Source organism: Acinetobacter sp. BIGb0196, from assembly GCF_011759595.1.
GTDB classification, from domain to species: Bacteria; Pseudomonadota; Gammaproteobacteria; order Pseudomonadales; family Moraxellaceae; genus Acinetobacter; species Acinetobacter guillouiae.
The window spans coordinates 2672253-2687951 of sequence record NZ_JAAOZA010000001.1 but is presented as its reverse complement, the minus strand read 5'-3'; the positions used below and the strand labels follow the sequence as shown (position 1 = coordinate 2687951).

The window sequence follows — 15699 nt, the reverse complement described above, 5'->3', positions numbered from 1 at the left end:
ACAAGGCTTTATCATTAAATCTTACCATTTATGACTATAAGTCACTTTCAATGTTGCACCTGATGCCAGCAGATGGCTGGTGTTATTACTGGTACGTAGAAGTTGGCTATATAATGGATAATATTTACGGTTAAACATATTTTCTAAGCCAATCGTAACGGTATCTTTTTTGTTTAGGGCAAAACTACTGATTAAATCTGCAGTGGTATATGACTTCACATCATAACGACCAAAACTGTTGACACCGTTTAAGCGATAATCTTCTGAAGCGAAATATGTCGCTTGTAAACGATTTGTCCATGTGTCTGTTGGGCTATAAGAAATGTATCCTGTTACTTTTAAAGGTGGAATACGGTAACCCGTCATGTCTTGTTCTTTATTGGTGTTCTGTGGGGTTTCACGGCCTTTCATCCATGTAACACTTCCTCCAGTTCCCCATACTTTTGCATCATCAAGATAATCAAGAGTCGCTTCTACACCAGTCACTTTTTCTTTGGTACGTGTCAGTATCAAGCCATTGTTAAAGGATTGAACACCACCCAGATCTGAAGTTGACTGGAACACCGCTAAGCTTGAACTAAAATTATTAAAATGACCGTTCCAACCGAGCTCGTAATTATCCACCTTAACGGGTTCAAGGAATGAGGATGCTAAGTTAAATCCTGCTGTTGCATTACGGATTACAACCCCTACATCGGGCAATTGGAAACCTTGATTAAAAGATGCGTAAATCGAGTGCTGATCTGTTGGCTTAAAGGTGACATTGGCATTATATAACCATGCATCCGCCGTTACTTTACCACCCTTAACAGTATAAGGATTTGGTTTACTTAGTTGTGATAGTGGAACAAAGCTATCAATTTTTGCATAACTGTCTTCATAACGCGTACCAACTTCAGCAGACCATTGCTCATTGAAATTATGCTTTAATTGCGCAAAACCGCCGATGCTTTGGGTGGTTAATTCGGGTAAATAGATCAGTTTTCCATTTTTAACAAATTCTAAGCCACCAGATTGGTCATAAATTTTAGGATCAAACGTGTCTAGAGGCATTTCGCTTTTTTCACGACTAAAATCGCCACCCCAAACAATTGACGTATCACCTAAAAATTCTAGTGGAGTGTTTACGGTTAGGCGACTGCCAAGTACATTATTATTTTGATAAACCTGATCGACTTGCCCACCACGGGTACTGACTTGACGCGCATCAAATGGCGAGAAGCGAGTAAAAAAGTCTCGGTAATAGATTTGCGCGTCAACTTTGCTGCCAAATAAATCTTTATTGTTATAGGTCAAATTGTAGATTTGATTTTCATTTTTATTCTGGTCTTTTAATTTAAGCCCTTTGATTGCTTTCGCAGGTACGCTACCTGCAGGAAGTTTTGCTACACTTGGGTCAGAGGCATAGTCAGAGTCTTGTTCAGCGTTATAGTAATTTGCTGCAAATTGTAGATATTGGTTATCATCAATGTGATAGCCAAGTTTACCGCCTACGCTATATGTATCCGCATCAAATAAATCACCTTGACTTGGTTCTGGTGCAACACGATCGCCTCGGGCATCGTATGGACTACCAATACGTTGATAGCCAAAATCAAATGCATAGTCAAAGTTATTTAAGCTTCCAGAAAAATATTGATGGATATCTCCACTTAAAGCATCTGTACGAAAATTGGTCAATGCGCTTTGTAGCCCAATCACAGTTTTTGCAGTCGGTTCACCGCCCGCTGCTTTGGTGGTGATTGAAATCGTTCCGCCAGCAGCACCACTTCCATAAATCGCATTACTGCCACGAATGACTTCTATCCCCGTAATACTTTGAGGGTCGATTGATGAAAGACCTCTTGATGTATCACGTGTCAAATTCATAGGTACGCCGTCAACCAAGATCAAGGCATTACGTCCGCGTAAAGTTTGCCCATAATCAGTAATTGTACGACTTGAGTCTGATAAACCAGGCACAACTTTGGCTAAAACAGTGGCAATATTTCCAGAAGACGCATTTTTTAGAAATTCAATTTGTTTTTCATCTAATTTGGTCACTTGTTTTGCAGAAGAGGAGAATTCATCTGAGCGTGATGCGCTGACAGTAATGGTTGGAAGCACCGCAGCTTTGTTTTCTGTATCTGTAGCCTCTGTGGGTGAAATAGCAAAAGAGGATTGTGATAAAAAGATGAACCCACCAATTGATATAAGTGGAATGATTTTTTTTACATCAGACTTCTTATTAAAAATTTTGTTGCTTTTCATCTTGTTTCCTTTTATCTCACCCTGAGATTGCTTTAAATTGACGAAAGTATAATTGAGAATGATTGTAATTCACAGAAACTACTGAATACAGAATAAAGCACTTATATTTAGTTTAAATTTATAATGATTTGCTTTCATAAATCTTTTTTTACTCGGCTTGTATCATTTCTTTCAATTGATCCTAGCGAATTGCTTTTTTGTTTTTAGTAATTTGTTTCTCGCTCTATTCAGGAACGAGAAGAAAGTATTAAGAGGGCAAACTTTCTATTTGTTAAAAATTATAAAATAATCGTGATTTATATCACGCTTAATCAAGATAAATTTATCTGATCCTGTCTTTCATTGATCAGCATTTTAGGAAATTTAAGGTTGAATTTTATAGTCTGAGTGATTTGATTAGACTTTACTGTGTGAGAAAAATGAAGAGTTGTTAAGTGGGAGTAATTTTTTATTATTGAATGTAAATAATAATAGTTATCATTTGTATTTGCAATTAAGCATGGATATTCTCCGTAGGTACTTATCCCCCCACAGAGTAATCCTGATGAGATCAATCACAAATAAAATTGCCTTGCAGCATTTAGTGAACTCATATTTACAAGAAACAGGTCATGGTCGTTTTCTCTCTTTAACAGAACAATCTCCTCATTTAACAGACAGAGGCAAGGGTAAAGTTTTACTCAGTATCCCTTTGCACGCAATCAATGGGTTTCTTTATGCACCGATTGAATATTTCAGTCAGGTGGGGCGACACCGTTTTGCTGACTTGCCGTGGGTCGAGCGAGAAGGTCAGTATCTGGCACTCAGCCCTGTAAGTATTGCGGCAAATCTACTGGAAAATTTAATTGAACAATCCAAAGCTCAGCAACTTGATGCATCTTCATTGCTGGAATGTTGGATTCAGAGTCACAGGGCACTACAGCAATTTCTCAGTCATCGTGAACCAGATTTTGATCAGATTATAGCAAAACAACAAAATTTTATTCAGAGTGAACAGGCATTGGTACTTGGTCATAGCATGCATCCTTCACCAAAAAGCCGTCAGGGTTTTGTACAGGATGACTGGAAGATTTTTTCACCTGAAACACAGAATACCTTCAAAATGCAATTTTTATATGTGCACCCAGAACATATTGCTTCGGACAATGCGCATAAAATTGATATTCCCACACAGTTTAAACATGATTTAGAGCCATATTTCAATGCGTATCACCGAGCAAAAATAGCCCAGTTTCCTGACTATGCCTTGTTACCTTTACATCCATGGCAGGCACGTTTTTTAAAGGACAAGGACTGGTATCAACAGCTTTTACATGAAGAAAAATTGATTGATTTTGGCGCGCTAGGCTGGGATGTCAAAGCAACAACTTCAGTACGTACGCTGTACAGTGAGCAATCACCTTGGATGTTCAAGGCATCCATGACTGTGGCTGTGACTAATTCAGTTCGGGTCAATCTGTATAAGGAATGCCACCGTGGTTTGTTGAGTTATCAGCTGTGGCATGATGATTGTCTAAGTGAATTCAGGCAGAGAAATCCGAACCTTCAGGCTTTGAGTGATCCTGCTTGGATTGCATTGAAATTTGATGGTCAGGTACTGGATGAAACCATCTGTATTCTGCGTGAAAATCCATTTAAGGTCAGTGATGATGTGACTTGTATTGCTTCATTGTGTCAGGATCATCCTGTATTGGCAAAAAATCGTTTCAGTGAAATTTTTGCAGATATTTCAAAACAAACAGGTCAGTCTCAGTCACAAGTTGCCTTGCTATGGTTTGATCGTTTCCTGGAAATGACCATTCTGCCATTGATGGAGTTGTATCATGAATATGGAATGGCTTTTGAAGCACACCAACAGAATACCTTGATTGAACTGGAACAGGGTATGCCTAAAACAGTATGGTTTAGGGATAATCAAGGGTTTTACTATATCCGTGAGCTTGCCACAGAAATTTTGAAACATTATCCGACACTGGCAACAGATGGTCAGGCAGTATGCCCATTGTCATTGGTGGATGAACGTTTCCGTTATTACTTTATTGGTAATACCTTATTTGGTCTGATTAATGCCATAGGTATGACTGGCGCCGTTCAGGAGCAACAATTAATTGAAATGCTGCAATCCTACTTGTTGCAGGCCTATCAGAAATATCCTGAAAGCAATTTATTAAAGACTGTTTTGCATCATGAAACTTTCCCCTATAAAGGCAATATGATGACACGTCTGTATGAACTGGATGAGTTGCAAGCTGATATTTCTCAGCAATCAATCTATGTCGATTTAAAAAATCCACTCTATGTTAGACAAGTTATTGAGGAGGCCGACTATGCTTGATTTCATCGGTGTTGGTCTGGGGCCCTTTAATTTAAGTCTTGCTGCGTTGCTGAATCAGCATGCTTCATTGAAGTATTGTTTCTTTGAAAAACGCGAAAATTTTGATTGGCACGCAGGATTACAGCTACCAGGTGCGATGTTGCAGGTCCCTTTTATGGCTGATTTGGTCAGTCTGGTTGAGCCGACAAGCCCTTATAGTTTTCTGAACTATTTAAAGGCACAGCAACGTCTCTATAAGTTTTACTTCCGTGAGAATTTGTATATTCCACGCAAAGAATATAACCATTATTGCCAGTGGGTCGTACAGCAGTTGCATGATCTACACTTTGGTCAGCGGGTGGTGGACGTTGCTCCAATCTCTGGAGGTTTTCAGGTGATTGCTGAACAGCGTGGACGATTGTCCATTCATCAGACCCGTAAACTGGTATTGGGGGTGGGAACGGTGCCGCGATTACCCAAACCATTACAAACCATTTCAGAACAGACCGCCTCTTGTCTGCACTCTTCCAGCTATCTACAGCAGTGTACCGATAATCTGTCTGGCAATGTGGTACTGATTGGCTCTGGTCAGTCTGCGGCGGAAATTTTTATTGATTTATTTGATCAGCAGATTTCATCAGAAACAGGTAAGCCCCGATTCCATTTGTATTGGTTGACCCGCTCCGCAGGTTTTTCACCCATGGAAAATACACCATTGGGTCTGGAAAGCTTTAGTCCAGATTACATGCGTTATTTCTACCATTTACCAGAAGCTCTCAAGGATACTCTGCCAACTGCACAAGCCCATTTGTATAAGGGTATCAGTAGCAGAACCATTCAGGAAATCTATGAGCGCCTTTATCACCGTAGTATTGGACAACCGGATACCTGTGTGACTATTGCTGGCAACTATCAGTTGGAGAATGCACAGTTACATGGTCCGAATAATATCCAACTTGAATTTTTACAGACTCAGCAGCAGCAGATGTTGAAACTCCGGGCGAGTACAGTGATTGCAGCAACGGGTTATCAATATCCTGCACAGACGTTCCTGAATAAGCTAAATGACGGGATTGTATTAGATACCCAGCAACGCTGGAAAATTAGTGAGCATCATCAACTGCAATATCAAGGGGATGGTGAGATCTATATTCAAAATACCAGTCTTCAACACCATGGCGTAGGTACCCCTGATCTGGGATTGGGCGCATTTCGTTCCGCACGGATCGCCAATCAGATTCTGAAAGAAAACTATTTTGATGTAGACGGAAAACAAGGCTTTCAGGATTTTCAGCTAGGTAGTCAGGCCTTGACGACTGAATTCCAAATAAATAATTCCCGAACAAATACAGTCATGCCGCGTCCCTCTGGGAAAACCGATGATCAGTATTTAAAAGTCATGAGCAAATAACACAGGGGACAGGAGATGGCTGAACAGCCACAACCACTGTTGCAGACAGAAAATCCTGCATCTTCAGGGTTACAACGTTGGGTGATGATCTGTGTGATGCTGGGGACTGGCACCGTCAGTATAAATAACAGTAGTTTTAACCCCGCTATTCCTCAGTTGATGCATGATTTTCAGATCAATGAAACAGCCGTCAGTTGGGTGATGGTTATTTTTCTGCTGAGTATGAGCCTGAGTCTATTGCTCACAGGTTATTTGAGTCAGCGATTTGGTAAACGTCAGGTATATCTGACTGCGTTGACAGTCTTTGGTTTGAGCTCGCTGTATGGTGCTTTTGCAGAGCATTTTGAAACTGTACTGCTGGTTCGTGCCTTACAAGGCTTTTCAAGTGGATTGATGATCCCATTGTCTCTGGGAATTATATTTATGGTAACTCCGCGTGCGCAGCGGGGTACTGCTACAGGGCTATGGGGTGCCATGATTATGCTGACTTTGGCATGTGGACCCATGCTGGGTGCACTGGTTTTGGTATGGTGGAACTGGCAGGTGTTGTTTTTATTGAATGTTCCGCTAACCATCTGTGCATTGGTGATGGGGTTGCGTTGGTTGCCGTCACAGCAGACGAATATGAGATTGTTAGGTTTTGACTGGAGGGGTTTTGTACTGCTTGCTGTGGGTATTGTGGCGTTACTGCTCAGTTTGAGTGGTATCCAGCAGTTGAGTGACATCCAAAGACCTGCGTTTCTGCTGTTGTTCAGTACAGGCATTGCGGCATGTTGTGGCTTTATTTGGTTTAGTCGTAATAAACCCAATGCCTTAATTGACTGGCAACTGTTTACCAGTAGTGGTTTTAACTACAGTGTCATTATTTCAGTTGTGCATACCATCGGACTGTTCATTACCTTACTCCTGATCCCACTACTGTTACAGAATACTTTAAAACTCAGTCCAGTGTGGACAGGGCTGATCCTGATGAGCAGTGCATTGACCACCAGTCTATGTAGTCAATGGGCGGGTAAATATCTCGATCAACATGGTGCCCGACAATTAATCTGTTTTGGTCTTCTGTTGACTGTTGCTGCATTTGCTGGTCTGGCATTGATTCCTGGTACACATGTTATATCCCTGATGTTTTGTATGATCTTGCATGGGTTGGGATTTGGTTTGTCCTATATGCCAGCGACAACGGCTGGGTTAAATAGTCTGGAAGATCAGGAACTGGTGACTCAGGGAGCAGCTGTTAATAACTTACTGCGCCGGATCTGCGCTGCAATTGCTGTTGTGATTGCAGCACTCTATCTGCAAATTCGTACACACAATATTTCATATTCACCTGAACTCGCAATTGCTCAAATTCATGCAATACGGGAACTGTTTTTGATCTGTGCAGGAGTGATGCTGTTGGCATTACCCGCTGCATGGAAGTTTCCGAGTCAGAAGCAAGCGGACGTTTTGGTTCAAAATCAATAAAGGTAAAAATAATGGGCAATTTACATCCAGCACTTTCCACGACCACACATTCTGTGAATACAAGCACTTTGGCTTGGCAACAGCCTGATCAAGTCACAATGAAGAAAGTTGAACAGCGTGTGATCAAACAATTGCTACAGGCACTGATTTATGAAGAGGTGATTCCAGCCCAATTTGAGGATGGTGTTTTTTATATAGAGGTGATCAATCCACAAGGGCAGTCGGTTCGTTACGTGGCTGCAGGACAGCGACATCTCAGTTTTGGACTGGTACGCATGACTGCTTCAGATGTTATCCGTGAAGATCATCAGGGACAGAAAACGGTTGCACAGTTGAATTTAGTGATTGATGAGATCGTCAGAAGTATTCCACAGGCAGCCCAGATTGATGGTTTTATCAGTGAATTGAAGCGAACTTTTATTCATGATGTGCAGTCTCAACATTGCCAGAATGAGTATGCATTACCAGCAGCACAATATAGTTATGATGTGCTGGAAACCTATCTGATGGATGGCCACCCCTATCATCCTTGTTATAAATCTCGAGTTGGTTTTAATCTGCAGGATAATCTGAAATATGGGGTTGAATATGCACAACCTATTCATCTGGTGTGGATTGCAGTACATCAGTCCATATTTTCCCATAACGCATCCAGTCATTTAAATGCGGATGATTTCCTGCAGCAGCAGTTGACTGAACAGGATCAGCAAGAGTTTGCAAAGGTTTTGGATCAGCAAAAAAATGCAGATGAGTATATTTGGTTACCCGTTCATCCATGGCAATGGGAAAATACTATTGTGCATGTGTTCTTTAAGGAAATTGCTGAGCAGAAGATTGTTTATCTGGGACGAGGGGAATATGCCTATATTGCTCAGCAGTCACTGAGAACACTGACCAATTTACAACATCCTGAAAAGCCTTATATCAAAATGTCCATGAGTCTGACAAATACCTCAAGTTCACGGATATTGGCAACGCATACCGCAATGAATGGGCCGCTAATTACAGATTGGCTACAGGGTTTAAAAAAGAACAGTGAAATTGCCCAAAAATTGGATTTTGATATTCTTGGTGAAGTACATGCCTCAGCAGTGGATTTCACGCGTCTGCCTGCATCACATGCCAAACAGGCATATGGAACTATTGCCAGTCTGTGGCGTGAAAGTGTGCAGCAGTATCTAAAATCTGGTGAAGACGCTATTCCTTTGAATGGAATTGGTCATGTCCAGCAGGATGGGAAGTTACTGATCGCACCTTGGCTGGATCAGTATGGTGTGGATGCATGGGTTGGGCAATTGCTGTCTGTGGTCATTCAACCAATTCTATATTTACTCTTTGCTGAAGGAATTGGAACTGAATCGCATGGGCAGAATATCATTTTAGTTCATCGTAATGGCTGGCCAGTACGGATCATTTTAAAGGATTTTCATGATGGGGTACGCTTTAGTCCTGATCATCTGACCCATCCAGAAGCTTTTCCGACCTTGCATGCATTACCTGCGGAACATGCGAAAGCCAATCGCATGTCATTTATCCTCACGGATGATCTAAATGCAGTACGGGATTTTAGTTGCGCTTGTCTATTCTTTGTTGCATTGAGTGATATCGCCATGACACTACAACAGCAGCTTGACTTTAGTGAACAGGTCTTCTGGCAAAAAGCAGCAGATATTATTCATGATTTTCAGCAGCAATATCCTGAACATCAGTCACGCTATGCGGTGTTTGATGTCTTTGCAGAGCAATATTGTATTGAATCGCTGACCCGCCGCCGCTTATTCGGTGATGGTGATGTACAGATGCGTTATGTCAATAACCCTCTGTTCCATTTCCGTCAGCCTGTTTAGGGGGATAAACGAATGAATACCATGGTATTTTCACCTGCCGTTTCAGGGCAGGAGATATTGATGGATTTGGTCAATAGCCTACTTGCTGAGCAATATATTTCAGAATCGGAGATCCTGACAAAGGATCAGGCTCAACGACTATGCAGACAAAGATTTCAGCATGGCTTTGAATCACTTTTCGACAGTTATACAGTTGGGGAGTGTTTTGCAGTTTTATTTAATTCTGCACAGACTGAGTGTTTGATTCTACCGCTGAAACAGGGTTTGAAACAGCGTTGGCAGATGCATGTTGGAGCATCGATCTATAAGCTTAGCATGGACGAAGCACAGGGTTATCATGTTCAGAAATTAAGTGCATTGCAGTTATTTGACTTCATGCAGCAATTACACTGCTTCAACTCTGCTGATGCATCAAAACTGGCAGATTTTCGTGCAGATTTAAAACAGGCAATGTTGCATGCAGAATTGTCTCAGCAACATCAGTTGTCCTCCTCAGAGTGGTTAACGCAGCATCCCGCAGACTTATTTATACAGCTGGAGCAGTATGCCGCTTTGCGGGATCGCCCTTATCATCCGTTGGCCAAGTTAAAGGACGGTTTTAGTTCCGATGAATATCAGTATTTCAGTCCTGAATTTGCTCAGGATATGAATGTTCACTGGGTTGCAGTAAATAGAGAAAAGTTGGTCTATGGGAAGGATGTTACTGAGATCAGCAGGCAGCAACCTGCTCGTATTTTTCTGAACGCGGAACAGTTCCTGATGTTGAAACAGGAGTGTGATGAAAAAGCGCTGGGGGATAGTTATTTGGCGATTCCCTTACATGCGTGGCAGTTCAAGCATGTGCTGTCTGACAAATTTTCTGAAGAGTTGCAACATAAGGACATTATCCCCTTAGCGTTTCAGTCCAGCGGCTGGTACGCCAGTTCGTCACTAAGAAGCCTTCTTTCAGCGTCACAGCCACAGGATAGTCTAAAATTACCACTTGCAGTTAAGTCTTTGGGTTCATTGCGTTTTTTACCGATTGTCAAAATGATCAATGGGCAAAAGAATCAGCAACTGTTACAGCTCGCTAAGCAAAAAGATGAGGTATTGAAAAGACGTCTGTGGTTATGCGATGAAAATCAATGGTGGGCTTATCTTCCGGAGCAGCAGGATAATTTAACGCCAGATAATTTAATGCTGTTCAATGAACGTCCGATGCATCTCGCAGCACAGCGCCGAAGGATTCCTGCTGAGTTGTTACAAGCACCTTATCAGATTATTCCTATGGCTAGCTTAGGGCAACTGATGGATGGGCGGGGATGTGTATTTGATCTGATTCTAAAATGGCAGAATTTAACTGTTACACCACTGCATATCTGCAATATTTTTGCTGCATTATGTCGTGATTTCTTTGAGGTAAATTTGCGCCTGTTCCGTCTTGGTCTGATGGGCGAAATTCATGGTCAGAATATCTGTATTGTACTGGAACATGGGCAGTTCGCTGGTTTCATGCTCCGCGACCATGATTCTGTCCGTATTTATCAGCCATGGATGCAGCAGCAGGGCTTGCCTGATCCTGAGTACCTGAGTCCACATGATTTTCGTATTACGTTGTACCACGACAGCGTGGAAAGTTTGATTCTCTATCTACAGACACTCGGTATACAGGTCAATCTGGCCAGTATCTTGGAAACTGTTGCAGAGTTCTATCAGATTGACTCGGCGGATTTATGGCGTGTATTGGCTCAGCAGTTACAGCAAGCACTGGATGATGTGCCATTTACGGATACGGCCCGAGCTGAATTAAAGCATATCCTATTTGATAGTGAGTTGTGGCCATATAAGCAACTGATCCGCCCACTACTTGAACAAGATAATAGGGTGGGAAGTATGCCAAGCAGTATGGGAACTGTGCCGAATGTATTCAGGAGTGTTGTTTAATTTCATGAATAGAGAAAACTCAGGTGTGCAGTCAAAGATTGCAGTATTGAATATTGGGTCTGATTTTAAAATGACAAAATCTGATATATCAGTACTTAGGCAGTTGCTGGCTGAACGCCTGAATATTCAATTTGATGTACTGCCTGTAGAGGGGCAGCAGATACTGAGTTTTACTGATCTGCTAAATCCCTCTGCATGTTTGATAGCATTAAATGATTTTGGTTCTCGCGTGGATGCAGTGAATTTAACCTGCGCTACATCCATGTTCATTAAATACTGGGCTGTCCCTCTGTTATTCCCATATTTTTACGCACTGACTTCTGAGGATATTGATTTGCCATGGGACTTATCCTGTATTTCCACAGGATTGCCTCCTGACTGGTATTGGGACAGAACACTGCATCTGATTAATCTGCCCCAATTACAGCATGGCGTCAGTAGAAAACAGCAATCTTTTGAAGGATATGTGCGATTCATACTGGATGACCTGAAAAAGTTATTTGATGTCCTTGCCCGTACAGGGAAAGTACAGAAATTTTTGTTGTGGGAAAATACTGCATTACGAATTCTGCAATTTTACGACATGATGAACAGAAAAGGGGGTAACCAAGCTTTACTCAGCCGTATCCAGTATCAACGGCAGTTTTTGATAGATTTGCCTGCAGCTGATCTGGGCCTAAAACAAAACCCATTTTATTTACTGGATCAGAGTCGGCAGCAATCGTCCACGACCTATCAACGTAAAAAATGCTGCTTTTATTTTCAGTTACCTGAAGCACAGAAAGAATATTGTGCAAGCTGTCCATTACTAAGACAGGATGAACACAGAGGTCAATACTCATGCAAGAGCAGTTAAATAATTTAATCCAGAGTTATGCAGATATTGCCAGCTCAACCATTGGTCATGTACTGGACCAAGGGCATTTACCACAGATTCATGCGATTAACCAGATTGGGCATGCTGTGGGTCGGGTGCGTACGGCTACAGTGCATTCAGTCAATGGTATGGCACTGCGTCAGGCTTTGCTGAACAGTCAGCCGGGTGATGTACTGGTCATTGATGCACGTCGGCTGGAACATCGTGCCTGCTGGGGAGAACAGCGACATCGCGCTGCCATATATCATCAGCTTGCCGCTGTAATCATATTGGGTGCAGTAACGGATGTAACTGCTTTAAGAAACATGAAGGTCCCCGTTTTTGCTTCATCGGTCAGTTGTCTGACTACACGTCAGCAGGGAGAGTGTGTGGTGGAGTTTGACCAGCAAATACAGATGGGAGATACCTGTATTTCCTCTGGCGACTTAATGGTGGGAGATGCCGATGGTGTGTTTATTTTGAGTCCAGATATTGCCCGTCATCATCTCGAGCAGTTTCAGCAAATGGAAATCCAAGAACGGCAGAAACGGGACCAGTTTTTCAGCGAACATTCAGCACAGGATTATTATCACTTTACTGCATCTGCATGAAATTGAATTGAGTAAATATTTATGATGACATTATCTTCACAGCTGTTGGATGAGTTCCATTACGAGGAAAGAGGAATAGCTTATGGATTAAGGGCTGTGCAACTTCCGCAGGATTTTCCATTATTGTATAAATGGATGCATGAACCTCATGTGATTCCGCAGTGGCAGCTGAATAAACCAGAGCTTGAACTGGCCGTTTATTTTGAAAAGATGATTTGTGATGATCATCAGCGTTTATTTATTATTACGATTGAACATACAGATGTCGGTTATCTTGAGATATATGAAGCCAAGCGCGATCGACTGGCACTTTATTATGATGCTGATGACTCTGATCTGGGCTGGCATATTTTACTCGGTGAAAAACATGTGCTTGGGCAAGGACATTTCAGAGCTGTCATGCGCATGATGAGTTATTTTATTTTTGAAAATTCAGCTGCCAGTAAAATTGTGGGTGAGCCGGATGAAAATGTAAAATCTTATGCCTATATTGCAGAAGATATTGCTTACCAAGCGCAGAAAAAAATAAAGATGTTGGAAAAAACAGCAGTTCTATATCATTGTTATCGAAATGAATTTTACTCACGCTGTGGACGTTATCGGCAAGGTGATGGACTAAATGAAACAGAAATAAGAGTACAGTAAAATATAATAAATCAACAACTTAATTGTTTTTTATCTCGAATATGCCAGAACAGGTTTGATATACACCATCGGAATATTATGTTTTACATCGGTAATAATAATGATTATTATTAGCACTAAAATTCAGGCCTACAACTGAGGAAACAGGATGCGCCTTTCCCAATTCAGCTTATGTGTTTTATCTATTGCAATCTGTAGTCAGTTATATGCACAGGATGAAACCTCGAATAATCAGACACCAGTTAGCAATGCTCAACAACAGGAATCTGTCCAGAAATTGCCACAGATCGTTATTACAGCAACACGATCAGAAAAAAGCATTGCAGATATTGCAGGGACTGTACAGAACATTAGCGGAGCAGAGGTACAAAAACAGGCTGGGGCAGGGCGAAAAGTAGCAGATGTTCTTGCTCAACTGGTTCCTTCACTGGCGCCGTCTAGTGGTACTGGAAGTAATTATGGCCAGACCATGCGAGGCAGAACGGTACTGGTGATGATTGATGGTGTATCTCAGACGGGATCGCGTGATCCTGCGCGCCAATTGAACAGTATTAGTCCGGGGATGATTGAAAGGATTGAGGTTATTTCTGGGGCAACCAGTATCTATGGTTCTGGCGCAACGGGTGGGATTATTAATATCATTACCAAACGTGCTGACAAATCGAAACCACTGAGTTTTGAGACGAAATTAGGGATAACCTCTGCTGATAATTTCCGAGGAGATGGCCTGGCTTATGAAGCGGGTCAGAGCGTTTCTTTCAGCAATGATAAAATGGATGGTTTTCTTGGTGCGAACTATACCAGTCGAGGATCATTATTTGATGCGAATGGGGATCGAATCGCAACTGAACCCAATCAGACTAGCCGTAATGATACAGATACACTAGACATAAATGGGCGCCTGAATTTTAATTTGACTGACACACAAAGCTTGAGTTTTGGTGCGCAGTATTATAAGGATAAGCAGGATACTCGTTATCTACCTGATTATGGACCGAACTATACCATTGCTAAAGGGCCACAGTCTGAACGAGCAATCAAGGGACTGGAATTAAGTAATCAGCCATTTACGGATCGTTATGCCTTTAATACCCAATATCAAAATCAGGATGTATGGGGGCAGACGGTAAATTTGGAAGCCTATTATAGAAATGAAAAAGGACGTTTTTTCCCAGTTTATGCTGGTGGCGCGACGGTAAATCAATCGCAATATACGGTTGATGTGGCAGGAATGCGGTCCACAGTTCAGTCTGATTTTAAGCTTGCAGCGCGTGATCTTAATCTGACCTATGGTCTGGATTATGACCGGGAAAAAGATACTCAGCATTATGACGTATTGTCTGTCAGCAATAACGGTATGGTTTACAAGGATACTGGTAGAAGGCTAGATGCAGGTCCAGATACTGTCATTCAAAATATCGGTGCTTTTTTACAGGCAGATTATCAATTAACGGATCGCTTTAATCTACAAGCGGGAACGCGCTATCAATATATTAAGGCAGATACAGACGCTTATACACCTTCTAGACAAACACAAAGCGTAGCGAGTGATTCAACAAATGCTGACAAGTTTTTGTTTAATTTAGGCGCAGTTTATAGACTTACTGATAATCAGCAATTATTTGCCAATTTCTCTCAAGGATTTAGTTATCCAGATGTATTACGGATGTTGCGTGATGTCTCAATTCTGACCGTTTCAACTGCGAATATAGAACCACTAACCGTCAATAGTTATGAACTGGGTTGGCGTCTGCAAGATGATCAAAAACTTGATTTAGGAATTACTGGCTTTTATAACACATCTGATAAAGTCATTCAGTTCAATGCGGACCGTTCAGTCAATATTGCTGATACTGATCAGCGTGTTTACGGTGCTGAAATGACTGCGGCATATCCAATTCTGGATGATTTTAAAATTGGTGGTACGTTGGCTTACACCCGTGGACAATATAAGGATGCGGCTGGTAATTGGCGTGAGTTAAATGCTTATCAGGTATCTCCAACTAAGGGAACTATTTTTGGTGAGTGGAATAGTGATGATGGTTATGGATTCCGTGTACAGATGCTTGCTGTAAAAGGAACTGACAAAGCATTTGAAGATGATAAGGTTGCAGTGAACAGTGATAAGGTGGTTCCAAACCGTGCTGCAAAAATAAAGGGTTATGCGATTATGGATACCCTAGTGAATTTCCCTGCGTATAAGGGGCGGGTGGATTTTGGAATTTATAACGTGTGGAATAAAGACTATCGCACTGTGTATAGCCAGCAGTCAGAAATTACCTTTTCCCCTGTGTCTAGTATGCGGGCACAAGGGCGGACCTTTGGTTTGAGTTATACTTTTAATTATTAATTGATGTTAGCTAAAAGCTGGTGCT

At 41.7% G+C, this 15699-nt stretch carries 10 protein-coding genes; 9 read left to right on the top strand and 1 reads right to left on the bottom strand.

Annotation, left to right across the window (positions count from 1 at the left end; all coding sequences use genetic code 11):
* Nucleotides 1–21: 21 nt before the first annotated feature.
* Nucleotides 22–2250 carry a TonB-dependent receptor gene (locus tag FHR28_RS12295; protein WP_166782690.1) on the bottom strand — a complete coding sequence of 743 codons (2229 nt, stop codon included), beginning with the start codon at nucleotides 2248–2250 and terminating at the stop codon, nucleotides 22–24.
* Nucleotides 2251–2794: 544 nt separating this feature from the next.
* On the opposite strand from FHR28_RS12295, the gene FHR28_RS12290 reads away from it, so the two are divergent.
* The 9 genes from FHR28_RS12290 to FHR28_RS12250 all read left to right on the top strand — a co-directional run bounded on the left by FHR28_RS12290 (nucleotide 2795) and on the right by FHR28_RS12250 (nucleotide 15674).
* Nucleotides 2795–4585, top strand: coding sequence for an IucA/IucC family protein (locus FHR28_RS12290; RefSeq protein ID WP_166782689.1), 1791 nt, complete (start codon nucleotides 2795–2797; stop codon nucleotides 4583–4585).
* The gene (locus FHR28_RS12285) at nucleotides 4578–5975 is read left to right on the top strand and encodes a lysine N(6)-hydroxylase/L-ornithine N(5)-oxygenase family protein (protein WP_166782688.1); all 1398 of its coding nucleotides are present in this window, start codon (nucleotides 4578–4580) and stop codon (nucleotides 5973–5975) included. The genes FHR28_RS12290 and FHR28_RS12285 overlap by 8 nt, the downstream gene beginning before the upstream one ends.
* Nucleotides 5976–5990: 15 nt before the next feature.
* Nucleotides 5991–7442, top strand: a complete 1452-nt coding sequence (locus FHR28_RS12280) for a DHA2 family efflux MFS transporter permease subunit (protein WP_166782687.1) — start codon at nucleotides 5991–5993, stop codon at nucleotides 7440–7442.
* A gap of 11 nt (nucleotides 7443–7453) precedes the next feature.
* Nucleotides 7454–9289 carry an IucA/IucC family protein gene (locus FHR28_RS12275; RefSeq protein ID WP_166782686.1) on the top strand — a complete coding sequence of 612 codons (1836 nt, stop codon included), beginning with the start codon at nucleotides 7454–7456 and terminating at the stop codon, nucleotides 9287–9289.
* Between the two features lie 12 nt (nucleotides 9290–9301).
* A complete protein-coding gene (locus FHR28_RS12270; RefSeq protein WP_166782685.1) occupies nucleotides 9302–11212 on the top strand; it encodes an IucA/IucC family protein in 1911 nt (636 codons plus the stop codon).
* A complete protein-coding gene (locus tag FHR28_RS12265; protein ID WP_166782684.1) occupies nucleotides 11190–12068 on the top strand; it encodes a (2Fe-2S)-binding protein in 879 nt (292 codons plus the stop codon). The genes FHR28_RS12270 and FHR28_RS12265 overlap by 23 nt, the downstream gene beginning before the upstream one ends.
* Nucleotides 12053–12679 carry an RraA family protein gene (locus FHR28_RS12260; RefSeq protein WP_166782683.1) on the top strand — a complete coding sequence of 209 codons (627 nt, stop codon included), beginning with the start codon at nucleotides 12053–12055 and terminating at the stop codon, nucleotides 12677–12679. The genes FHR28_RS12265 and FHR28_RS12260 overlap by 16 nt, the downstream gene beginning before the upstream one ends.
* Nucleotides 12680–12700: 21 nt before the next feature.
* Nucleotides 12701–13324 carry a GNAT family N-acetyltransferase gene (locus FHR28_RS12255; protein WP_105712979.1) on the top strand — a complete coding sequence of 208 codons (624 nt, stop codon included), beginning with the start codon at nucleotides 12701–12703 and terminating at the stop codon, nucleotides 13322–13324.
* A gap of 148 nt (nucleotides 13325–13472) precedes the next feature.
* Nucleotides 13473–15674: a TonB-dependent receptor gene (locus tag FHR28_RS12250; RefSeq protein WP_166782682.1), complete on the top strand. Its 2202-nt coding sequence runs from the start codon at nucleotides 13473–13475 to the stop codon at nucleotides 15672–15674.
* Nucleotides 15675–15699 lie beyond the last annotated feature (25 nt).